Origin of the sequence: Streptomyces sp. NBC_01635 (assembly GCF_045209715.1) — a bacterium.
Classification (GTDB): domain Bacteria; phylum Actinomycetota; class Actinomycetes; order Streptomycetales; family Streptomycetaceae; genus Streptomyces; species Streptomyces hirsutus.
Genome location: NZ_CP109277.1, coordinates 4,683,297 through 4,705,471, shown reverse-complemented (window position 1 = coordinate 4,705,471; position 22,175 = coordinate 4,683,297). Strand labels below are relative to the sequence as shown.

The window sequence follows — 22,175 nt, the reverse complement described above, 5'->3', positions numbered from 1 at the left end:
CGCCGCCATGTGAAATCCGTTTGCCCCACCCCTTGCGACCTGCGGAAACGGCGGCGGAAGACCGGGTATGCGACGAAGCCCCGGCCGAGTGGGCCGGGGCTTCGCAATCGGTGCGGAGGCGGAGGGATTTGAACCCTCGATGGGCTTTAAGGCCCAAACCGCATTAGCAGTGCGGCGCCATAGACCGGACTAGGCGACGCCTCCGTGCACTACCTTCCGCGCGCGAGCGCGGTTCAAGTGGTGCGTGCCGATGATGACACAGCCGTGCGTGGTGTCACCAATCGCCCCCTACGGTACTAGGCACGACGCCCGCAGAGCAAAGTCCTTCCGACGGCGCGTGGCGGACCCGTCGTCGCCTCACCACAAGGACGTACGGGCGTACGACCGGGACAGTGGGGTGGGCGGGACAATGGGCCGGGCGGGACCGGGACCGCGTGGAGGTCCCGCAACGGTTCGGGCCGTGGCGGGGCGGGCCACGGCCGGTGCCGGCCGGCGGCGGCGTCACAGCACCGTCACGTTACGTGCGACCTCGGTCTCATCCGGCGTCGCGAGCGCAACCCCAACCCTTAGACTCCCTCCGGTGACACGTTGAGGGCCGGTCGACAAGACGGCCCGACCGGTCGGCACGTCGCGGAACAGGAAGGAAGCGTCTCGTGAGCAGCAGGCCATCCCGAGGCACTGCTCGCCTCGCAGCCATACTGGACGCGCTTCCCGACGCATTGTTGCTGGTCAACGCCAACGGGACCGTCGTCAACGCCAACACCATCGCCCTTGAGGCCTTCGAGACTCCGGGCACCGCTCTGGTGGGGCGCGGGCTCCTCGACCTGTTGCCGGAGTTCGACTCCAAGCTCATCCCCGGCTCCATGCGCCGGCCCGACCACATCGACCCGCGGGCCCGTACCAAGCCGACGCGGATGGTCGCCCGGCGGACCGACGGGGCCGAGTTCCCGGTCGAGGTCACCAGCGCGAATCTGGAGACCGGGCAGCAGGCCTACGACACCGACAGCTACGGATACACCGGCGACGAGCTGCTGATGCTCGTCGTACGCGATCTGTCCGGCACCGTGGACACCGAGGCCGAGCTGGCGCGTTCGCAACGGCAGACCGAGATGATCCTGCGGGCCGCCGCCGAGGGTGTCGTCGGGACGGACACCGACGGGCGGATCGTCCTCGTCAACCCGGCCGCCGCCCAGATACTGGGCTACCGGGCCAGCGACCTCGGCGGGCGGGAGCTGCACACCCTCGTCCTCCACTCGCGCGCCGACGGCTCCCCCTTCCCCTACGACGAGTCCCCGCTCGCCGACACCCTGCGCTCCGGACGCAAGCACCGGGTACGCGGCCAGGTGCTGTACTCCAAGAGCAACGACAAGGTGTCGGTCGACCTGACGACCGCGCCGGTGCGCGACGGCGACCAGCTCGTCGGCGCCGTCATGACCTTCACCGACCGGCGTCCCTACGACACGCTCGTCAAGGAGAAGGAAGAGGCCGAGCGGCAGCACGCCGGGCAACTGGAGCGGATCGCCGAGGAGCACGCCTCCGAGCTCACCGCCCTGCGCCAGGAGCAGGTCCGTGAGCTGGAGGAACTGCGCGAAGCGCACACCGAGGAACTCGCCGCGAACGAGGAGCGGTACGCCGCGCTCGGCGAGCGGGAGAAGGACCGCTTCGAGGCCCTCGCCGGCCGGCACGAGCAACTGCTGACCCTGCTCGGGCAGTCGCTGCGGGGCCCGCTGGAGGAACTGCGCCACGACTTGGCCGCACTGGCCGCCGACGACGCCGGGCAGCTGTGGCCCGAGGCCAACCAGGTGCTCCATCACCTGTCGGCCGGCTACTCCCGGATCACCACCCTCATCGACAACGTCCTCGGCTTCCAGCGGCTCGACGCCGGAACGGGCGGCATCACTCGTACGAAGGTGATGCTCGACGCCGTCGTCGCCGCCGGTGTCGACGGGGCCGTGGAACTCATCGGGCCGGGCCGGGTCCAGTTCGCCGTGCACGCGCCGCCCATCGAGGCCGAGGTCGACTCGCGGCTGCTCGCCACCGCCCTCGCGCACCTCGTCGCGGATGTCGCGGGTGTCGACGCCACCGGCAGCAGTCCCGTGTCGGTGGGCGGTTACCTGGACAACACGGTCGTGGTCGCGGCGGCACAGCGCGGCGAGGTCGTACGGATCGAGGTGCGCGGGCCGTACAGCGGCGGCGATCCGGTGCACGAGCCGATCGTGCGCGGGATCGTACGGGCGCACGGAGGTGTGCTGCAGACGCACGAGGTGCCGGGCATGAGCGGCAGCGCGTTCGTCCTCGAGGTGCCCATCGGGGCCGGTGCGGGTGCCGTCGCCGCAGCTCAGGCGACCTCCCAGCTCGCACTGCCCGCCGGAGTGCCGGCAGGTGGGGCACCAGGCGAGGCATCGGTGCCGGAAGCGGCGCCGGCCGAGGAGGCCGCCGCTGCCGCGGGCGGTCAGCAGGGTTCCGGCGGCGGACGGCGGAGGGCCCGGCGCTCCTCGGTGGACGCCTTCCTGGAGAGCGAGGTGCCGGGGCCGGACGACGGTGCCGGTGCCGGTACGGAGACCGCGGCGCCCACCGGACGGCGCAGGCGTCGGGCGGCCGCGGAGCCCGTGCAGGTTCCGGCTCAGGCGTCCGGTGAGGACGCGGTGGCGGTGTCCGGCGGGACCGGACGACGGCGCGGACGGCCGGCCGAGGGCGCGGAAGCCGCTGCCCCTGCCGCCCCGGCTGCGGTCACCGGTGCGCTCGGCTCCGGAAGCGGAGTGTCCGAGGGAGCCGTTGTCACGGCCGCCGAGTCCGCGGCGGGGTCCGCCGCCTCGAACACCGGGCTGGGCGGGACCGTACCGCCGCAGGGCGTACCCGTCCCGGCGGGAGGGCAGCGTGCCCGGCAGGTTTCCGGTGAGCAGCACGCCCTGCCGCCCGCACTGCCGGCGGTGGGCAGCGGGGACGGAACGGCCGGTGCCTCCCAGGGACAGGGCCGGGATCAGACTTCGGGACAACAGGGCCAGACGCAGGAGCAGGGGCAGGCGACCGGGCGGCGCCGGCGTGCGCTGGCGGCGGCCACCGAGCGGGCGGCGGCGCAGGAGGCCGCGCCCCGTACGGTGTTCGCCCTGCCGCCCGCCGAGGCGGACCAGGAAGAACAGGCCGAGGCCGTCGGGGCTGTCGGCGCGGGCGGACAGGGCCAGGCGCAGGGCTCGGTGCCCTTGGCGATGCCCGGACCGGCCGCTGCCGGTGACGCGCTGATCGACGGGGGGCGCCATGACGCCGTCCCGCACGACCAGTCCGACGACCACACCCCTCCGCAGCCTCATCCCACCAGCGCCCCGACGGGCCGCCGCCGACGGGCCGCCGCCCAGCCGGCCGCACAGGGCACGGCCCCTTCGCCGGTGCAGGCCGCTCAGGCCCAGGCCCAAGCCCAGGTGCAGGCACAGGTCCAGGTCCCGGGGGGTGCGGCCGGAGGTGCCGCTCAGCCGGTTCCCGTACCGGTGGCTCCGGTGCCGGGGGCCGTCCCGGAGAGTGCTCCCGTACCGCCGCAGGCAGCGGTCCTTCCTTCGGCCGTTCCGCCGCAGGGCGTGGCCGGGCAGGGACAGCTGCCTCAGGCACAGGTTCCGGCACCGGCACCGGCGGTCCACGATCAGCTCCAGCCGGCTCCTGCCGGACAGCAGTTGCCCCGGTCGACCGTGCTGCCGCCCGCTGTGCAGGCGCAGGCGCAGCCCGTCGCTCCGGTGGCTGAACAGCCCGCTTCCGTGGCCCAGCCGCTGCCCGCCGAGGCCATGCCCGGTCAGGGGACTCCGACCCAGGGCACTCCGGCCGCGCAGCAGCCGTGGCCCGCCGCCGGTACCGCCTCCGGCGCCGGAGCTCCCGTACCGCCGCAGGGTGCTCCCGTACCGCCGAACGGCATGCCGATGCCGATGCCCGCGCCCGCCACCCCGCTGCCTCCCGAGAACGCGGCAGCACCCCCGCAACGGGCCGCTCAGCCGCTCCCCGTCGAGACGTCGGCTCCCTCGGCTCCGGCGGTCCCGTCGGCTCCCTCCGCTCCGGTGGCTCCCTCGGCTCCGGTGGTCCCGTCGGCTCCGGCGGTCCCGTCGGCTCCCTCGGCTCCCTCCGCTCCGGTGGACCCGAACTCGACCCAGGGGCGTGCGTTCAGCGTGCGCACGCTGGGGCAGGGTGTGCCGTTCACCCGGCAGGCCGCCCAGGTCCAGCAGTCGCTGCCGTCGGCCACGCCTCCCCCGCACCAGCCGGGCGGCTCGGGCCGCCGCCGCAAGCTCGGTACGCCCCCCGACCCGGCCGCGGGCCAGGAGCAGGGCGCGCACCCGCACGCGACGACCGGCTCCGCCCTCACCCAGCGGCAGGCCCAGGCAGCGACCCAGGCCCCTGCCCGCGCCCAGGCACCCGCACGGCCCCAGGTGCCCGCACAGAGCCCACCGCCCCAGCAGTCCCCGCCGCAACCCTCGTCGCAGCCCCAGGCACAGCCCCAGCCGCAGTCGCAGCACTCGATCGCCGGCCAGTCGGGGCAGCCGGGTCAGCCGGGTCAGTCGCGGCTCGGGCCGACGACCGAGGGAACGGGGCGCTCGTACGCGATAGGGGCGCCGGACGCGGACGCGGCCGAGGGACCCGAGCCGCTGGACGGTCCGGGTGGGGCCGTCGAGGTGGCGGACCCTCCGCGTCCGCAGCCGATGGACGACGAACTGCCGCCGGAGCCCCTGGACAACCCGCGCCGGCTGCTGGTGTGGCCCGCGCCGGACGTCGCCACGCAGCAGGCGTTGAGCGACCGCGGCTACCGGCCGGTGATCGTGCACTCGCGCGAGGAGGTCGACGCCCAGATCGCGGCGTTCCCCGCCGCGCTGTTCGTGGACCCGCTGACCGGGCCGATCACCCGTACGGCGCTCCAGTCGCTGCGGACGGCGGCGGTGGCCGCCGAGGTGCCGGTGCTCGTCACCGCCGGGCTGGGGCAGGCATCGCGTGATGCCGCCTACGGCGCCGACCCCGCCGTCCTGCTGAAGGCCCTCGCACCGCGGGACAGCGAGCAGCATCCGCCGCGGGTGCTGCTGATCGAGGAGCACGCGGAGATCGCGCTCGCGCTGACCGGGACGCTGGAACGACGGGGAATGCAGGTGGCCCGGGCCGCCGGCGACGCGGACGCCGTGACGCTCGCGGGGCAGTTCCGGCCGAACCTGGTGGTGATGGACCTGATGCAGGTACGCCGTCAGCAGGCCGGGATCGTGGACTGGCTGCGGGCGAACGGGCAGCTCACCCGCACGCCGCTCGTCGTCTACACCGCCGCCGTCGACCAGGGGGACCTGCCTCGGTTGGCCTCCGGCGAGACGGTGCTGTTCCTCGCGGAGCGCTCCACGAGCGACGAGGTGCAGGACAGGATCGTCGACCTGCTGGCCCGCATCGGCACCAACTGAGCCGCGCCGCGTCCGTACCGAGGGAACCGCGCCTCCGGGCGCACGACGGCGCCCCGCGTACGCCGGCCTGGTGACCGGCGTACGCGGGGCACGTCACAACGCGTCACAACGTGTCGGAGGGCATCGGAGCGGGTCAGAGCCGGGTGATGTCCAGCGTGCCCTCGGCGTACTGCCGGCGCAGCACCTTCTTGTCGAACTTGCCGACGCTCGTCTTCGGCACCGACTCGATCACCGTCCAGCGCTCGGGCAGCTGCCACTTGGCGATCCTGCCCTCGGCGGCGAGGAAGTCGCGCAGGGTGTCGAAGTCGGCGGTCGAGCCCTCCTTGAGGACGACCGTGGCCAGCGGGCGCTCGCCCCACTTGTCGTCCGGGACCGCGACGACAGCGGCCTCGGCGACGTCCGGGTGGGACATCAGGGCGTTCTCCAGCTCGACGGAGGAGATCCATTCACCACCGGACTTGATGACGTCCTTGGCCCGGTCCGTGAGGGTGAGGAAGCCGTCGGGGGAGATCGTGCCGACGTCGCCGGTCTTCAGCCAGCCGTCCTCACTGAACTTGTCGGCGGGGCGCAGGGGTTCGGCGTCGGTGCCGTTGTAGTAGGCGCCGGCGATCCAGGGGCCGCGCACCTCCAGCTCGCCCGCGGACTCGCCGTCCCAGGGAAGTCGTTCGCCGCCGGGGCCGGTGAGCCGGGCCTCGACACCGGCCGGGAAGCGGCCCTGGGTCAGGCGGTAGGCGAACTCCTCGTCGGTGCCCACGGCGTGGGCCGGCGGGCGGGCGATGGTGCCGAGGGGGGAGGTCTCCGTCATGCCCCAGGCGTGGCAGACCCGCATGCCGAGTTCGTCGAACGCCTCCATCAGGGAGGGCGGACAGGCCGAGCCGCCGATGGTGACCTGGGTGAGGGAGGAGACGTCACGCGGCTTGGCCAGCAGTTCGGCCAGCAGTCCCTGCCAGATGGTGGGGACGGCGGCGGCGTGGCTCGGACGCTCACTTTCGATCATCTCGGCGAGCGGCACGGGCTGCAGGAAGCGGTCCGGCATCAGCATGTTGACGCCGGTCATAAAGGTGGCGTGCGGCAGGCCCCAGGCGTTGACGTGGAACTGGGGGACCACGACCAGCGAGGTGTCCTCGTCGGTCAGGCCCATCGACTGGGCCATGTTGACCTGCATCGAGTGCAGGTAGATCGAACGATGGCTGTAGACCACGCCCTTGGGGTCCCCGGTCGTGCCCGAGGTGTAGCACATGGCGGCCGCGGCACGCTCGTCCAGCTCGGGCCAGTCGTAGGCGGTCGGCTTCCCGGCGATCAGGTCCTCGTACTCGTGCACCCGCACCTGCGCCTGCGCCGCGGCGTCGGTCAGCGCGGAGCGGTCCCCGGCGCCGGACACGACGATGTGCTCGAGCGACTTCAGGTGCGGCAGCAGGGGGGCGAGCAGCGGGATCAGCGAACCGTTGACCAGGACCACCCGGTCGGCGGCGTGGTCGACGATCCACACGAGCTGCTCGGGCGGGAGGCGGAGGTTCAGGGTGTGGAGCACCGCGCCCATGGAGGGGATCGCGAAGTACGCCTCGACATGCTCGGCGTTGTTCCACATGAGGGTGGCCACGCGCTCGTCTCCGGACACCCCGAGGTCCTCGCGCAGCGCGTGCGCCAGCTGCGCCGCGCGGGTGCCGATCTCCGCGTAGGAACGACGGTGCGGTGCGCCGTCGCCGGTCCAGGTGGTCACCTGCGACGTGCCGTGGATCGTCGATCCGTGGGCCAGGATCCTCGAGATCAGCAGCGGTACGTCCTGCATCGTGCTCAGCACGGCGTCCTCCCGGGCGACATTGCCTACGCGGCGGTAACGGATGTGCTGATTCTGCGCACATACCGCGCGGTATGTCACTAGAGGAACGGATGATCGATCACGTATCGCGAAATGATGTTTCGGATCAGGATCGAACAAGCCCCAGCTCAACGTCTTCCCGCAACTTGCCGAGCGCTCGCGACACGGCCGATTTCACCGTACCCACCGATACGCCCAGCACCTCGGCCGTCTGGACCTCGCTGAGATCCTCGTAGTACCGCAGGACGACCATGGCGCGCTGTCGCGCGGGCAGCCGCATGATCGCCCGCCACATCGCGTCGCGCAGCGCCTGCTGCTCGGCCGGGTCGTCGGCGGCGTACACCGGGTCCGGCTCGGGCAGCTCCTCGCAGGCGAACTCGTCCACCTTGCGCTTGCGCCACTGCGACGTCCGGGTGTTCAGCAGCGCCCGGCGCACATAGCCGTCGAGCGCGCGATGGTCCTCGATACGCTCCCAGGCGACATACGTCTTGGCGAGCGCGGTCTGCAGCAGGTCCTCCGCGTCGCTCGGGTTCCCGGTCAGGGACCGGGCGGTACGCAGGAGCACCGGCTGGCGGGCCCTCATGTACGACGAGAACGACGGGTACGGGAGGGTCTGCGTCACTGGAGCAGCGGCATGCGAAGCGCTGGTGCAGACGGGTGTGGTCATGGCTCAACGCTATGAGCGGGACACGTTCGGCAAATCGGCCACAAGTCCCGAAGCCACGTCCCTCTCAGGTTGTAGGGGTAGCACCTGCTCCACCTCCTGAGGGTGGAGGAGCGGTGGAGAGCCACTGCGGGTTCACCCCTGGGGGAAACACACCGGCACCTCGAGGTCTCACCCGTCCCCGGCGCGACGCCGCCTCCCTCCCGCCCCCACCCGTCCACCGCAAGGATCAATCCCGAGGCCGGCACGCCCACGCCCCTGCCCACGCCCTTGTCACCATGCCCTCCCTGCCGTCCTTGGGGCCGGTTCTCCCTGCACGGCCGGCGAGGCCGCCCGTTCCTCGTACGACTTCGGCCGCACCTCGACAAACACATCGGTCGACCACCCCGGCTCCTCCCTCGCCTCCGGCTCCCCGCGCACGCAGCCCCTCGCCGTGCAGCACCGCCTCACCTTGTGTCCCCCTGGCAGATCTCCTGACCGCCCGTCGGGTATCACCTCCGGTCGAGGCCGTTCCCCCCGCAAACTCACGCACACGGACCGGTCGCCCCCGCCCCGATCAACAAGCACGGCCCCGCGAGGCGTGTGCCCGGCGGCACCGAAGCACCGACGCGCACACGCCTTGCACCCCACGAGGCACACTCCACACCGTCAGAGGGCCGCCGGCCCCCTCACCTCACCCCCACAGCGGGGTGAAGTTGATCGTCACGTTGTCGTTTCCCTGATTGACCACCGTGAACTCAGAACCGTTGACCTGGGCGGTGTTGCTCTGGTTCGAGGCGTCGGAACCGACGGCCTGCTGCTGCGTGGTGGCCGAGGTGCCGAAGTTGTCCCCGCCGACGCCGCTGCCGAGCACACCCGCCGTGGCACTCGCAGCCGTGGCACTCGAACCGTTGTCCGCGAAAGCGCCGTTGTCCGCCGCCGCGACGCCGGTGAAGAGGGCTGCCGCCAACGGAAGGGCGGAGACGGCGGCGATGACACGGGCGGTACGGATGCTTGCCATGTTGTGTTTCCTCCAGAACCAAGGACGCACCGGTTCATGACCGCGTGTGCCCGATCTACGGCTGTCACCAGGGAAGTTGGCCGACCGCCCCGGGCTGTTCTCGACGTCGCAAGAGCAGGATTGCCCAGCGGATACCCGCGAACCACCCCTGAAGCCGTCATTCGCACGCAAGCGTGAGGACAAGTCGATAAACCCCTACTCGCCCCCCAATCCACCCCTCCCTCCGGCAAGGGGCCCTCCACGCCAAGCCCCGCAAGAGGTGAAGCGTTCCAGCACATTTCTCATCAACCACCCGAACCCCGGCGCGTCGACCCGACCCCCCCTTCCTTTCTTCGAACATGCGTACGAAAATAGAAGCATGGCCACCACCGACCGGCAGGCCACGACCCTGGCCCTCGCACACGCCCTGTCAGCCGCCGAGCGCGGACTGGCCGTCATCCCGCTGTCCCGGACGAAACTTCCCGCACTGCGTTCCCCGCACCGCGACGAAACCGGCCCCGGCCTCGGCCCCACCAGGCGCTGCCGCGGCGAGTGCGGCCGCTTCGGACACGGTGTCCACGACGCCTCCACCGACCCCACCCGCATCCGCGAACTGTTCGCCGCCGCCCTCCGGGCCACCGGCTACGGCATCGCCTGCGGCCTGCCCCCGCACCACCTCATCGGCGTCGACCTGGACATGAAGACCACTGACGACTCCTCCGCCGCCCTGCGCGAACTGGCCCTGCGCCACCTGTTCACGATCCCCGCCACCGTGGTCGTCCTGACCCCCAGCGGCGGCCGTCACCTGTGGCTCAGCGGCCCGCCGGACGTCGTCGTCCCCAACTCCGCGAGCCGACTCGCCCCCGGCATCGACATCCGGGGCGCCGGCGGCTACCTGGTCGGCCCCGGCTCCCGCACGGACCACGGCACGTACACCGCCGCCCCGGGTACCGCACACCTCGCCCTCGCCGCGTGCCCGCCCGCCCTCCTGCGGCTCCTGCTACCGCCGCCCCGCGCCCACCACCCCACGCCCCCGCCTGCCGGCGGTCACGAGCAGGGGCACGGGCACGGGCAGGGGCTGGTCCAGTTCGTCCTCGCGGCGCACGAGGGCCAGCGCAACACCCGCCTGTTCTGGGCGGCCTGCCGCGCCTACGAGGAAGGCATCGGCCCCGCCCTGGCGGGCCCCCTGATGGAGGCGGCCCTCAACACGGGCCTGTCCGAACGCGAGGCCCGCGCGACGATCGTCTCGGCAGCCCGCATGACGGGCCATCACCCCTGACGACAGACAACACACAACTCGCCCCCTCTCTCTCCTCCCCTCTCCTCTTCGCCCTTCCCCCAGCCCTGCTCCGCCCGACGAAAACCGAAAGCCCCGGATGCACCACCGCCCTAGAGTGCCGACCATGTCACTCACGCGCGTCGTCCTCGCCTCAGGCCGCTCGGTCGACCTCTCCGAGCTGCGGATGTCGTCGACGTACGGCGGCATGATCGAGGGTTACCCGTGCAAGCCCCTCAACGACCGGAAGATCACCTCGGCGCTGCGGTCCGCCGAAGACGCCTTCCCCGGAACCCCGGTCCACCTGGTTCCGCCCCCGCGTGAGCGCCCCGACCAGTACGCCGGCGCCTTCGGCCCCGTGGAGGTCATGCCCGCCGTGACCTGCCTGGGCCACTTCCGCTCCGAGGCACTCGACCCGGCCCACGACCGTGCCCTGTACCGCTCCCGTCTCACCGTCGTCTGGTTCCAGCCGGCCGCGCACGTGCCGTCGGGCCACGACACGGAGCCCGTACTGCGGGAGGTGTCCTGGGAGCAACTCGCCCAGGACACCGAGATCTGACCACCCGTACCGCACACCTCGCGGAAGGCCAAGGACCCCCGATGAGCACCCCCGACCCGAGCACCCCGGATCCGAGCACCCCCGACCTCACCACCGCCGCCGGTCCCTCGCCCGTCTCCCGGACACAACTCCTGCGCTGGCAGTTCGACCTGACCTGGTCGCTGTTCGAGTACCACCTGGAGCGGCTGGAACCGGACGATTTCCTGTGGGAACCCACCCCTCACTGCTGGACGCTGCACCGTTCCGCCGACGGGACCTGGGAACCGGACTGGGCCGAGACCGAGCCCGACCCCGTACCCGTGCCCACCATCGCCTGGGTCAGCTGGCACATCGGCTGGTGGTGGAGCGTGACCCTGGACCACACGCGCGGGCGCCGGCCCCGGAAGCGGACCGACATCACCTGGCCCGGCGAAGGAGCGCCGACCGTCCAGTGGCTGCGCGGCCTGCGGACGGAGTGGCAGGCGGTCCTGGACAACCTCACCGACACCGACCTGGACGCCACGGCCTCGTTCCCCTGGCCGGGCGACCCGGCGTACACCGTGGCCCACACGCTCGCCTGGGTGAACACCGAACTCCTGAAGAACGCGGCAGAAATCGGCCAGCTCCGCCTGCTGCGAGCGGCCTCCTGACCACAGAGGGCCCGCAGGTCCCGGCTCAGGGAGCGAGCCGACGGCCGCTTCGTTCTCGATATGTTTCCCGGCCGGCCGGACGTCGGCATTACCGCCCTTCAACGCGTTCTGTCGTCACGGTGGTTTGCCCAAGCCGATATGGCGAATCCCTTTGTGGCTTTCTCGTTGCCGGCATACCGCCTGCTACGATCCGTGCTCGTCTTGTCACCCAACGTAAGGGCACGGAAATGATTCGTCGCACCGCCATTGTTCTCGCCGGCCTTGTCACCGCGGGACTCTTCGCCATGGGCACCGCAGTCGCCGCACCCACGGACTCGGCTCCCCAGGAAAGCTCACAGGGAAATGCTGCTCTCGGTCCTGCGGGTGGCGTTCTCGGCTCCCTCGTCGGCGGCGTCAAGCAGACTTTGGGCCAAGGCCTCTGACGCCACCTCGGCAGTGCCGAAAGCGGGTGCCGGAAATCTCCTGGATCCCGCGTGCATACGCATTGCCTCCCCCACAGGCGTGACACGCGGGGCCATTTCGGTTCCCTGCCAAAGGAGAACGTCATGGGTCTCCCGGCGTTGACCGTTCCAGCGCCCGCCCCACTCCACCGGGTGGCCAGGTGCCCCACGCCCACCGGGCAGTGCCTTGTGGGCGCGAGGCACCTCGTGGCGTTCTTCGGCTGCCTCTGCCCGAGTCGTCAAGAGATCCTCCTTCACGTCTCCGCGCCGGCCAACTCGCCGAACCCGTCATCCCGTTCGAAGCAGAACGATCACGCGAGCGGATGGCACAGCCGGTCGGGCAGCCATTGCAGGGTGATTCTCCAAGAGCATGGCCCAACGCCGGGTTTCAACGGACAAGCCCCCAGACCGACCGACTCGCCATCGGCTTACGGGCCACGATCACTCGCCCCAGAACAGCTCCACCACTCCCCCATGGTGGGCGGAGGGGCTACGCGCCCGTCATCCGATGGAAAGCGGCCCCGATTCCGGAAACGGAAACCGGGCCCGATGTCTTCATCGCGGCGTTTCGGAGCGAGTTCGGGCCTCAGCGGCGCAACGCACTCACCACCGCCTTGGCGAGTTGATCGAGAGGCGGAGACCGCATGGCAAGAACAGCGCCCGCGCCGGCTCGGGCGCGTGGAAAGCGTCGCGCCGTGCAACCATTCCGCAATCGACTCGGAAGACGACGTGATCGTCCCGCCAGCGGCCCGCAGGAAAGGGGCCGGCCGTCACGGAACGGCTCAAGCCTTCGGGGCACGGGCGGCATCGTGGAACCCGCCGCTCCCCGCCAGGTCGTCCGCAAGGTGCCGGTCGGTCGTCGGCCGTCCGCATTCGACGCCCGTCGCCGACGTCCCCCCATACGGTCGTCCGCGCATGCCCGGACCATGCCCCTTCCGTGCCCCTTCCGTGCCCCGCCGAGCGGAAACCACGGGCAGAGACGGTGCTCAGCGGGCAGCGCACAGCAGAACGGCCCCTGACCGCAGGACCTGGTCAGGGGCCGTTCTCACTGCTCTTCACGCGGAGGCGGTGGGATTTGAACCCACGGTGACATCGCTGCCACGACGGTTTTCAAGACCGTTCCCTTCGGCCGCTCGGGCCACCCGCCTCGGCACTGTCCCACCTGGGGTGGAGCGACTGCGGGCTTCCCGGGTTCACGCTTTGTGCGGGGCCGTGGTCCACACGGGGTCCACCGGCTCCCCCGGTATGAGTCAGACCCATGATCTTCTGGTCCGTAGGGTCGGGCATCACTCTGTGACGAGTGCTGGCGGCCTCCTGCTCCGATCGCCGACTCCGACTCAGCCCCCACGCCGTCAAGCGGCCGCTCTCCCGCTACGCCTACAAGAGCATGCGCGTCGACCGCCGTACCTACCAGGCCACCCTCAACATCAACATCTTGACGGTCCCCATCAGCCCGTAACTTCATGGCCTTGGGCTTTAGGCAGCCACTTTGGGGCGAGCCTCTAAGATCATGGCCCCAACGTCGTGCTTTAACGGGCAGGTCCACAGACTGCCCGACTCGCCGGAAGCTTGCGGGGCCATGATCACTCGCCCCAAAGCCGCTCCTCCGACCTTTTCTGTTGCGCTTCTGTGATCGGGCCACACCGCCACACGTGAGTAAGCCCGTCAGGAGGTGAGGATGGAGATGCCGTCTCCGAGCAGTTTCAACCCGAGTACGAAGAACAGGACGGCCATCACGGCGACGTTGTGCTGAGCTGCCCAGTCTTTCCAGTTGCCGAGTGTGGTCTTCGCTCGCTCTCCCCCGATCAGGAAGACTCCCAGTGGGGCCAGCAGGCCGAGGGTGGCGATCAGGACGAAGATTGCCAGCGATGCAATCTGCTGCCCGACCGGCAGCCCGGCTGAGCCAATGGAGGCGGCCGCGGCGATGGTCAGTGGGGCGTTCTTGGCGTTGAGCGCGGCCAGGGCCAGTCCGAGTCCGAAGACCTTGACCGGCGTGAGGCGGTCGATCGCACCCATCCACTTCGGCAGCTGGGCTTGTGAGGGATCCTTTGGGCGCCGGTGCCATTGCCGGGCGCCGAAGAGGACGAGGAACAGGCCCAGAGCGAGCTTGAGGGCTCCCACCCAGGTGGCCGGTTGATTGTGGGCGGAGGCACCTGCGGGGGAAGCGATCGCCAGCATTACCGCGCCCAGTGCCGAGAGTCCCAGGATCCAGCCGACGGTGAAGAGGGGTCCGTTGAGACGTCCCCGAGGTGTGGCGAGTATGAGGATGATGGCGATGATCGGGAGCGGGCTGATCGCGACGGCGGCCGCGAAACCCAGCACGTCACCGAGAACTGCGCCCATGGTTGCCTCCGCGTGGGGCTCAGGGTGGCGATCCAGTGGAGCAGGGCTTGGCGGCGGATGCCCCGACCGCCTGGACGGCGCACCGGGCTGTTGTGCGATCGGCTGCGCCGCTGTCTTCACGGCCGCGCGAAAGTGGCTGCCTGAGAATGGCGACGCCGACGTACTCGGCACGTCCCACCAGTTCCATCTTCCTGCGCTTGGCCGGATCTGTCCTCGGGAGTTTCTCGGGACACGTGAGTACCCCGGCATTGGCCTGCCGCACCGAGCAGGCTGGACCCCGCAGTGCCGGAGCTTCCCGGGAATCCGCCCCAGGTGACCACAACGCCCGGGCGGAGATGCAAGGCAGCGCATCCGCAGTGAGGATTGATATGTGAGGGCGATGGCGCCTCATATCCGAGCGCTTGGCGACCCTCGCACCGATCCGTGGCAGGAGAATCTCACGATGACTGCGACGTCAGGTGCAGCCCAGTCAGCTCACCCCGAGCGGCCAGGCAGGTCGGACGGGGTCTGCGGCGAGTTCACCGTCTTTACCAAGATCAAGCCGGGCGAGGCCGATGCTCTGCGTGAGGATCTCGCCGCGATGGCCAGCGGGGCAAGTGACGAGAAGAACCGTGGGGCGCTGCGCCAGATCGGCACTCTGCATGACGCACGGCACGTGATCTTCGACGACGACACCCGGTTTATGTTCGCCAGTGTCTTCGACGGCTCCTGGGACACCTACATCGACGACTTCGCCAAGACGGTAATCGGGGCGAACTTCGACAGGATCTTCTCGCACAGCGAAGGGTTCCCGGGCATCAGCGATCCGGGGGTGAAGGACTGGTTCGTCGCCCACCAGGCACCCGCGACGAGCTTCGTCAGCTCCTATCCCGACCTGACCGTTCAGCAGATCTGGAAGGACCAGCGCGTGGACGACGCGTTCCAGGACGTGCTGGACACCCCCGAGTTCCGGGCGGCGCTGGACAACCCGGCGAACGCCGAGTTGGTGGGCACGCCGGCCTTCCAGAAGCTGCTGGAGGAAGCCTCGGCCTAGAACCCCGACACAACCAACCCTCAGAGCCGACCCCACGTCTGTGGACCGCGTCGGCGGGCGCGGACCAGCCGCTGCCGGGCTGCCCGGGCAGTGACCGATGTGGAGGCACAAGCAATCATGAATGCGACGGCAAGCAGCAGCGCGGCCAGCGTGCGCGTCGAGATCGACGACGTCCAAAGCGGGGCACTGCGTCCACGGCCCGTGCCGTACGAGGGAAAGTTCGTCTTCCTGCGCGTCGATGACCCCCACGCCGGGCGCGCCCTGCTGCAGCGGCTGCTCCCGGTGACCGCGGGTGGGCTGCCCAGCGTGGACCCGAGCCAGGATGCCTGGGTGGCTGTGGCGTTCACCTACCAGGGACTGAGGGCCCTGGGGGTGCCCCAGGACTCGCTGGACAGCTTTCCGCGGGCGTTTCGTGAAGGCATGGCCGCTCGGGCGGAGCTGATCGGCGACGTGGGCGAGAGCGCCCCGGCCCACTGGGAGGCACCGTTCGGAACGGGCGACATCCACATCGCGCTGAGCGCCCTCTCTTCCGATGCGGCGCAGCTGGACAAGGAGCTGGAGCGGGCCCGTGTCGCCTACGAGGACACGCCCGGTGTCCAGGTGATCTGGCAGCAGGACGTCCACCAGCTCCCGACCGGGCGAACCACCTTCGGCTTCCGCGACGGCATCAGCCATCCGAACATCGAGGGCGTCGGACTTCCCGGCTCCAACCCGCAGGAAACCCCCATCAAGGCCGGCGAGTTCATCCTCGGCTATCCCGACGAAACCGGCAATCTGCCGCCCATGCCCAGCCCCGATGTACTGGGGCGCAACGGAACCTACGCGGCCGTGCGCAAGGTCCACACCAACGTGGCGGCCTGGCGGCAGTACCTGCGCGCGAACAGCTCCAGCGCCGAGGAGGAGGCACTCCTGGCGGCGAAGATGGTCGGGCGCTGGCCCAGCGGGGCGCCGCTGACGCTGACGCCGGAGCACGATGATCCGGAGCTGGCGGCCGACCCGCACCGCGTCAACAACTTCCTGTACCGGGAGAACGACGACCGGGGCTACCGGTGCCCGGCCGGTGCGCACATCCGGCGCATCAACCCTCGCGATTCCACCATCGTCGGCGACGCGCGGATGCACCGCCTCATCCGCCGCGGGACCACCTACGGGCCGCCGCTGCCGGAGGGCGTGCTGGAGGACGACGGCGCCGACCGGGGCCTCGTCGGAGTCTTCCTCGGGGCCCACCTTGAACGACAGTTCGAGTTCATCAAGGCCGAGTGGGTCAACGACGGCAACTTCATCGGCCACCCCGGCGAGAAGGACCCGGTCGCCGGGCATCACGGCGGAACCGGCAGCGTCACCATCCCGGAGAAGCCGGTCCGGCGCCGCCTGAAGAACCTGCCCAGCTTCGTGGTCACCCGGGGCGGTGAGTACTGCTTCGTGCCGGGTCTGCGCGCCCTGCGCTGGCTCGCCGAACTGGAGGACTGACGGCAATTCGCGCCTCCTGAGGTCCCACCACGGTCTCCAAGGAAAGGTCGAGGTCATGGCAGCACAGTTCGTCCGCTACACGCCGGACGTCGAAGACTACGACCCGCACTTCGATCAAAACCTGCAGACGGTGATCGAAAAGACCGAGAGCTACATCGCCGAGTCGGTCAAGGCCGGTGGCACCGGCCGGGCCCTCCGCGACGCGCATGCCAAGGGCTACGGGCTGGTCCGGGGGGAAGTGGAGATCCTGGACGGGCTTCCTCCCGAGTACGCCCAAGGCATCTACGCGACTCCGGGAACCCACGATGCGCTCATCCGCTTCTCCAACGGCTCGCCTCACGCCGGAGCCGACGCGCGACTGGGCGCCGCCACCGGACTGGCGCTGAAGATCTTCGACATCCCCGGCCCGACCCTGCTGGAAGACGAACCGGACACGGGCACGTTCGACTACGCCAACATCAACGCACCGATCTTCTTCTGCAACACAATCGAGCACTACCTGTTCATCCAGGAACTGTTCCTGGATGCGCCGGCCTACTTCTCCCAGGGCCGACCCGGCGCGCATCGTTTCTTCACCGAGTTCGTGACCGGAAAGGGAACCCTGGACCAGGACAACTGGGCGTGGGACGAGTTTCTGGCCTTCCTGAGCCTGTCAAAGATCCCCCCGGTCAATGTGCTGCTGTCGAGCTACTGGACCATGGGCGCGGTCCGGCACGGGGACTACATCGCCAAGGTGCGCATCACCCCCGACCCGTCCTCCGCCGCCGCGGTGATCCGGCGCACCATCGACCCGGCCTCGGCGCCGGAGGTCTTCCGACCGGCCCTGGAAGCCGAGCTGCAGGAGCGGCCCTACGTCTTCGACATCCAGGTCCAGCTCTGCACCGACCTGGAGCGCATGCCGGTGGAGGACACCACCGTGGAATGGCCCGAGAAGCTCTCGCCGTCCGTCACCGTGGCCAAACTGCGGCTGCCGCAGCAGGACATCTCCGGCCCGGAAAACCTGGAGAAGTTGGACTCACTGTCCTTCACACCCTGGCGGGTCAACGCCGAGCACGCACCCCTGGGCAACATCATGCGGGCCCGCAAAGAGGTCTACCGGCACTCCTCCATCGAGCGCCACAAGCTCAACAAGCAGCCGCGCACAGAGCCTCGCAGCGCCGACGAGGTACTTGGCACGGCTCAGTGAAGCCGACGGCTGGGACGGCAAGCGCCCGCCCGGTCACAATCCCTGCTGTATAGCAGCGGAGTACAGCAACCACCGCAACCGAAGCGGTTATCAACGGCCGCCGATGACTACACGAGCAGCGTCCTGGACCGCAATGACCTCGCGGCCGATAGTTCCGGACGAAGAGACTTGGGTTCAAATCTCCCCGACAGAGAAGTGATAGATCAGAGGGTCCTTACTGAATCGGTGTGGGCCCTCTGGCCTTGCTACAGCGATCTGGTTGTGCGCCAGGAACTCCATCACGACACGTGGCGCCACCCCGGCCGCGGTGAGCAGGGTCGCGCAGCCGTGTCGAGCGTCATGCAGTCGGATTACCCGTAGGTCCGCGTTCTTGGCCGCGACTTCGACGCCCGTCCCTGGGGGTGCCGGTAGCGGGCGTCAGTAGCCGGTGCCGCGCTTGACCTGGGCCCGCTCGATCTCGGTGGTCGCACCCTTGTGGTCCAAGGTGCTGCACGCGTCGTCAATGTCCTGGCTCAGGCGATCGATCTGCTCGCGGCTCAGGGTCTCCTTGACGAGGGCACGCAGGATCTTCACCCGCTCAGCGTTGGGCGGGAGCGTGTACGCCGGCACCATCCAGCCTCGCTCGGCCGAGAGCTGCCAGGCGATGTCGGACTCGTCGTAGGCGTGCTTGCCGGCGAGACGGAAGGCGACCAACGGCAGTTGCTCGAGGCCGCTGCCGATCACTTCGAAGCGGCCGTTGCTACGCAGGTTGTCCGCCAGCGCGTGGGCGTTCTTCTGCATCGTCTCCATGACGTAGGTGTAGCCCTGGCGACCCAGTCGCACGAAGTTGTAGTACTGGGCGAGCACCATCGCCGCGCCGGTCGAAAAGTTCAGTGTGAACGTCGCGTCGGTCTTGCCCAGGTAGTTCTCGTGGAACACGAGGTCCTTGGGCAGGTCGGACTCCTCGCGGAAGACCAGCCAGCCGATGCCGGGGTAGACCAGGCCGTACTTGTGTCCCGAGACGTTGATCGAGCGGACCTGCTCGAGCCGGAAGTCCCATTTCGAGTCCGGGTAGAGGAAGGGCCACACGAAGCCGCCGCTGGCTCCGTCAACGTGGATCGGGATGTCGAGGTCCCGCTCCTTGCGGACGTCCCGCAGGAGCTTGTCGATCCCGACGACGTCGTCCTTGTGGCCGGTGAACGTGGTGCCGAGGACGGCGACGACGCCGATCGTGTTCTCGTCGAGGTGGGGCTCCACGTCCTCCGGGCCGATCGTGTACTTGCCCTCCGCAAGCGGCACGATCCGCGGCTCGACGTCGAAGTAGCGGCAGAACTTCTCCCACACGACGTGGACGTCGCCCCCGAAGACCAGGTTGGGCCGGTCGACCGAGAGATTGGCCGCCTGGCGGCGCTCCCGCCACTTCCACCTCAGCGACAGCGCGCCAAGCATGATCGCCTCGGACGAGCCCTGGGTCCGACACCCGGTGGTCTCGCCCGGCGCGTGGAAGAGGTCCGCGAGCATGCGCACGCAGCGCTGCTCGATCTCGGCGGAGATGGGGTACTCCGCGTGGTCGATGAAGTTGCGATGGAGGTTCTCGGCGATGATCCGCTGCGCCTCCGGCTCCATCCAGGTGGTGACGAACGTGGCGAGGTTGCGCTGCGGGTCGCCCTCCATGGCGAGATCCGCGTCCAGCAGCCTCATGGCGTCCGTCGCGGTCATGCCCTCCTCGGGGAAGGTCTCCGAGGGAGCGGGCGCGGTCAGGAAACGGTTGCCGAACAGAGTCGCAGCGTCACTCTTGGTCATACCGGCGACTCAACCACGTCCGGGGCGAGAGCCGTTCCGAGGACCTGTGGACGGGGCTCGGGATGCACGCGAACGGCGTACCTTCCCGAGTGATCGACGACGCTCGCCAGCCGCACGGAAGCCCACGTTCCGGTGGATGGACGGTGGAGGAAGCCGCAGGAGCCACCTCTTGAGACTCTGAGCAACAGGTCAGAGCGTGATCGCAGATTCGGTTTACGCAGCCAAGTGCCGGACCAGCCCGACCAGCGTGATCACCCAGGCGGCGACGGCGATCCAGAGCAGTACCTGCCCCGGCGTCCGCAGCCAGCCCACGGCCGCGGCGTCGGCGACGGACAGGGTGGCGACGGCCGTCATGCCCATCGGGAAGACCGTCGCCCAGCGCCTCATGTCGTAGCGCGGACGCGGCCAGCGTGCCTCGGCGAAGACGAGGACGGCGTACCAGCACACGGACAGCGCGAGCGTGACCAGAGTGAGCGCACGCAGCGCGTCGTGCAGAGCGGTGCCGCGCCAGGCGGGCACGGCCAGCAATTTCGCCCCGGCGAGCGCGGAGATCGCCAGCGTCCCGCCGGCCACCCATTGGTCGCCCGCGCCGGACCGTACCTGGCCGAGGTCGAAGCGGAGAAAGGCGATCAGGTAGAGCGCCAGCCCGAACAGGAAGCAGCCCAGCGCTGGCCAGGCGAGCCACCCGGACGGCAGCGAGAGGGCCAGCGTTCCGCCCAGCACGGCCAGGCCCTGCGTCGCGACACACACCAGGAACACCGTGCCCGGCAAGCGCCGCCGCCAGTGCCGCACCACCGCCGTCAGCAGCACCGGCCAGATCAGTACCGCGACGACCAGCGCGGCGACGGCGACACCCGACCATCCCTGTAGTGCGAACCAGGTCCCGAGGATGGTCGTCGCGGCCACTGCGGTCAGCGCGGGCGGCGTGTCTGCCTTGACCTCCCACTGTTCCCGTTCGCGCAGTAGCTGCCGCGCGAAGTCGATAGCGAGCGCGAGCCATACGATGGCGGCGAGGACGAGCAGGATCCATGAGAGCGCCTCCTGTCCGACCAGGTGCAGCCCGATGGAGACGATCCCGGTCGCCATCACCGCTGTTCCTGCACCCGGGGGCAGCTCCACCCACCAGCCGGCTAGCCCGCCCTCGGCCGGGACACGATCACCCATCCCCCCCACAGTCTGCGGCGGTGGGGCGAGCCGCAACCGCAACGCGGTGTCCGACGGGCGAGCGGGCGTCAGTCCAGCGGACGTCCTTTTCAAGCCATGCCACCTGTTTCAAGCCCAACTGCTCGCGGGCCTACCTATTGATCAGAAACTCAACGGGTTCTCGTCCAGGACGTAGCGGACGGTTGGGCCACCGAAGTAGCCCCGGACGATGTGCGGCTGTCGCTGGCGTCTACGGAAAAACCGGCGGGTCTCTGCGGCGAGTTCGGTCTGGTTCCGGGCCCGGTGCTGTCTGGGCAGGCTGTGCTTGAGGTCGGCGTTGACCAGTTCGTCGGGGTTGAGCTCGGGCGAGTAGGCGGGGAGGAAGTGCAGCTCGACATCGTCGGGGTGGGCGGCGAGCCAGTCGCGGACCTTCTTGGAGCGGTGGGCGGAGTGCCCGTCGACCACGAGGTGGACCTTGTGGTCGAAGTGGCCGGCGAGCCGTTCCAGGAAGCGGCACATCACCCCGGCGGTGAAGCTCTCGGTGAAGACCATGAAGTGCATCCGGCCCTTGGTGCTGATCGCCGACATGGCGTTCACCGAGAACCGGTTCCCGCTGCGTCGCACCACGGGAGTCCTGCCCTTCTCACCCCAGGTGCGGCCGGTGACCTGGTCGGAGCGGATGCCGACCTGGTCGGCGAACAGAACCTCACCGCCGTCGGCCTTCGCCTTCGACCGGATCGCCGGCCAGGTCTCCTCATGCCGGCGCCGCACGGCCTCCGGGTCCTGCTCGACCGCCCGTTTGTCCGGCCGCTGAAAGGACAGCCCCCACCGCTTCAGGTACTTGCCCACCCCGGGCTCGGTCAGCCGCACCCGGTACAGCTTCGCGATCAGCTCGCCCACCAGCCGCCGCGTCCACAACTGCCCGCCCAGCCTCACGTCACAAGGCCGGTGATCAAGGACCGCCTGACGCACCGCGGACTGCTCGGCCTCACCGAGCACCTGGTGCACCCCCACCGGCTTGCCCCTGGGCCGCACGACCAGCGCCTCCCGGCCACCGGCCTGCCACTTCGCCCACCACGTGTCGACCGCCTTCAGCGACACCCCGAACACCGCCGCGACGTCCTCACGGTCCCGCCCCGCCACCAACGCGGCCACCGCACGCAGCCGCAGGGCCTCCTGCGCCGACGGCGACAGATACCGCGCGTCCCCCACCAGACCGCTCACACCCCACCAACGACCCAGAACCAAAACCGTTTCGGATCAATAGCACAGATGTAGCCAGCCAGACGGCCTCGTTGCGGATCCACCAGTGCGTGCTGTTGGCGCCGTGGTCCACACCTGGTCCACACGCACTGATCCACAACGCGACAGAGCCGGATCAAGGTGAGACAGGCCCCGTGCAGAAGGGGTGCCCCTCATCGAGGGACACCCCTTCTGACCAGCA

15 protein-coding genes, 2 tRNA genes and 1 pseudogene are annotated in these 22,175 nt (G+C 69.9%); 8 read left to right on the top strand and 10 right to left on the bottom strand.

What is annotated here, in order from left to right:
- Positions 1 to 113: 113 nt before the first annotated feature.
- Positions 114 to 204: transfer RNA gene (locus OHB56_RS21875), tRNA-Ser, on the bottom strand.
- Positions 205 to 653: 449 nt separating this feature from the next.
- Here OHB56_RS21875 and OHB56_RS21870 point away from each other — a divergent pair.
- Positions 654 to 5,408: a PAS domain-containing protein gene (locus OHB56_RS21870; protein WP_406355133.1), complete on the top strand. Its 4,755-nt coding sequence runs from the start codon at positions 654 to 656 to the stop codon at positions 5,406 to 5,408.
- Between the two features lie 133 nt (positions 5,409 to 5,541).
- Here the strand turns inward: OHB56_RS21870 and OHB56_RS21865 are convergent, their stop codons facing one another.
- The 3 genes from OHB56_RS21865 to OHB56_RS21855 form a co-directional block, all read right to left on the bottom strand.
- Positions 5,542 to 7,197, bottom strand: coding sequence for a long-chain fatty acid--CoA ligase (locus OHB56_RS21865; protein WP_326757085.1), 1,656 nt, complete (start codon positions 7,195 to 7,197; stop codon positions 5,542 to 5,544).
- Positions 7,198 to 7,333: 136 nt separating this feature from the next.
- Complete coding sequence (locus OHB56_RS21860) at positions 7,334 to 7,894, bottom strand: SigE family RNA polymerase sigma factor (RefSeq protein ID WP_406355131.1); 561 nt, start codon at positions 7,892 to 7,894, stop codon at positions 7,334 to 7,336.
- Between the two features lie 670 nt (positions 7,895 to 8,564).
- On the bottom strand, positions 8,565 to 8,891 hold the full coding sequence (locus OHB56_RS21855; RefSeq protein ID WP_326753782.1) for a hypothetical protein: 327 nt from the start codon (positions 8,889 to 8,891) through the stop codon (positions 8,565 to 8,567).
- Between the two features lie 358 nt (positions 8,892 to 9,249).
- Here OHB56_RS21855 and OHB56_RS21850 point away from each other — a divergent pair, with 358 nt between their 5' ends.
- The 3 genes from OHB56_RS21850 (at position 9,250) to OHB56_RS21840 (ending at position 11,334) form a co-directional block, all read left to right on the top strand.
- Positions 9,250 to 10,149 carry a bifunctional DNA primase/polymerase gene (locus OHB56_RS21850; RefSeq protein ID WP_406355129.1) on the top strand — a complete coding sequence of 300 codons (900 nt, stop codon included), beginning with the start codon at positions 9,250 to 9,252 and terminating at the stop codon, positions 10,147 to 10,149.
- 124 nt (positions 10,150 to 10,273) lie between these two features.
- Positions 10,274 to 10,705, top strand: a complete 432-nt coding sequence (locus OHB56_RS21845; protein WP_326753780.1) for a hypothetical protein — start codon at positions 10,274 to 10,276, stop codon at positions 10,703 to 10,705.
- Positions 10,706 to 10,746: 41 nt separating this feature from the next.
- On the top strand, positions 10,747 to 11,334 hold the full coding sequence (locus OHB56_RS21840; protein ID WP_406355127.1) for a DinB family protein: 588 nt from the start codon (positions 10,747 to 10,749) through the stop codon (positions 11,332 to 11,334).
- A gap of 1,500 nt (positions 11,335 to 12,834) precedes the next feature.
- Here OHB56_RS21840 and OHB56_RS21835 read toward each other — a convergent pair.
- A tRNA-Ser gene (locus OHB56_RS21835) sits at positions 12,835 to 12,921 on the bottom strand.
- A gap of 153 nt (positions 12,922 to 13,074) precedes the next feature.
- Between OHB56_RS21835 and OHB56_RS21830 the strand changes: the two genes are divergently transcribed.
- Entirely contained in the window at positions 13,075 to 13,233 is a 159-nt protein-coding gene (locus OHB56_RS21830; protein WP_406355125.1) for a hypothetical protein, read from the top strand.
- Positions 13,234 to 13,439: 206 nt separating this feature from the next.
- On the opposite strand, the gene OHB56_RS21825 is transcribed toward OHB56_RS21830, so the two are convergent.
- Complete coding sequence (locus OHB56_RS21825) at positions 13,440 to 14,117, bottom strand: GAP family protein (protein ID WP_055597553.1); 678 nt, start codon at positions 14,115 to 14,117, stop codon at positions 13,440 to 13,442.
- Between the two features lie 442 nt (positions 14,118 to 14,559).
- Between OHB56_RS21825 and OHB56_RS21820 the strand changes: the two genes are divergently transcribed.
- The 3 genes from OHB56_RS21820 (at position 14,560) to OHB56_RS21810 (ending at position 17,806) form a co-directional block, all read left to right on the top strand.
- Complete coding sequence (locus OHB56_RS21820) at positions 14,560 to 15,150, top strand: hypothetical protein (RefSeq protein WP_406355124.1); 591 nt, start codon at positions 14,560 to 14,562, stop codon at positions 15,148 to 15,150.
- 117 nt (positions 15,151 to 15,267) lie between these two features.
- Positions 15,268 to 16,620, top strand: a complete 1,353-nt coding sequence (locus OHB56_RS21815; protein WP_406355122.1) for a Dyp-type peroxidase — start codon at positions 15,268 to 15,270, stop codon at positions 16,618 to 16,620.
- A 55-nt stretch (positions 16,621 to 16,675) separates the two neighbouring features.
- Positions 16,676 to 17,806: a catalase family protein gene (locus tag OHB56_RS21810; protein ID WP_406355120.1), complete on the top strand. Its 1,131-nt coding sequence runs from the start codon at positions 16,676 to 16,678 to the stop codon at positions 17,804 to 17,806.
- Between the two features lie 246 nt (positions 17,807 to 18,052).
- Here OHB56_RS21810 and OHB56_RS21805 read toward each other — a convergent pair.
- The 4 genes and pseudogenes from OHB56_RS21805 to OHB56_RS21790 form a co-directional block, all read right to left on the bottom strand.
- Positions 18,053 to 18,181, bottom strand: a pseudogene (locus OHB56_RS21805) (tyrosine-type recombinase/integrase); the annotation flags it as partial.
- Positions 18,182 to 18,223: 42 nt separating this feature from the next.
- A complete protein-coding gene (locus OHB56_RS21800; protein WP_406355118.1) occupies positions 18,224 to 19,588 on the bottom strand; it encodes a glutamate decarboxylase in 1,365 nt (454 codons plus the stop codon).
- Between the two features lie 213 nt (positions 19,589 to 19,801).
- Positions 19,802 to 20,752, bottom strand: coding sequence for a tellurite resistance/C4-dicarboxylate transporter family protein (locus OHB56_RS21795; RefSeq protein WP_406355116.1), 951 nt, complete (start codon positions 20,750 to 20,752; stop codon positions 19,802 to 19,804).
- 141 nt (positions 20,753 to 20,893) lie between these two features.
- The gene (locus tag OHB56_RS21790) at positions 20,894 to 21,895 is read right to left on the bottom strand and encodes an IS630 family transposase (protein WP_406359180.1); all 1,002 of its coding nucleotides are present in this window, start codon (positions 21,893 to 21,895) and stop codon (positions 20,894 to 20,896) included.
- Between the last annotated feature and the right edge of the window lie 280 nt (positions 21,896 to 22,175).

Excerpts from the sequence above, each read along its gene's own strand:
- OHB56_RS21865 (WP_326757085.1), bottom strand. The coding sequence starts at position 7,197 with ATGCAGGACGTACCGCTGCTGATCTCGAGGATCCTGGCCCACGGATCG.
- OHB56_RS21860 (WP_406355131.1), bottom strand. The coding sequence starts at position 7,894 with ATGACCACACCCGTCTGCACCAGCGCTTCGCATGCCGCTGCTCCAGTG.
- OHB56_RS21855 (WP_326753782.1), bottom strand. The coding sequence starts at position 8,891 with ATGGCAAGCATCCGTACCGCCCGTGTCATCGCCGCCGTCTCCGCCCTT.
- OHB56_RS21850 (WP_406355129.1), top strand. The coding sequence starts at position 9,250 with ATGGCCACCACCGACCGGCAGGCCACGACCCTGGCCCTCGCACACGCC.
- OHB56_RS21845 (WP_326753780.1), top strand. The coding sequence starts at position 10,274 with ATGTCACTCACGCGCGTCGTCCTCGCCTCAGGCCGCTCGGTCGACCTC.
- OHB56_RS21840 (WP_406355127.1), top strand. The coding sequence starts at position 10,747 with ATGAGCACCCCCGACCCGAGCACCCCGGATCCGAGCACCCCCGACCTC.
- OHB56_RS21825 (WP_055597553.1), bottom strand. The coding sequence starts at position 14,117 with ATGGGCGCAGTTCTCGGTGACGTGCTGGGTTTCGCGGCCGCCGTCGCG.
- OHB56_RS21820 (WP_406355124.1), top strand. The coding sequence starts at position 14,560 with ATGACTGCGACGTCAGGTGCAGCCCAGTCAGCTCACCCCGAGCGGCCA.
- OHB56_RS21815 (WP_406355122.1), top strand. The coding sequence starts at position 15,268 with ATGAATGCGACGGCAAGCAGCAGCGCGGCCAGCGTGCGCGTCGAGATC.
- OHB56_RS21810 (WP_406355120.1), top strand. The coding sequence starts at position 16,676 with ATGGCAGCACAGTTCGTCCGCTACACGCCGGACGTCGAAGACTACGAC.
- OHB56_RS21800 (WP_406355118.1), bottom strand. The coding sequence starts at position 19,588 with ATGACCAAGAGTGACGCTGCGACTCTGTTCGGCAACCGTTTCCTGACC.
- OHB56_RS21795 (WP_406355116.1), bottom strand. The coding sequence starts at position 20,752 with ATGGGTGATCGTGTCCCGGCCGAGGGCGGGCTAGCCGGCTGGTGGGTG.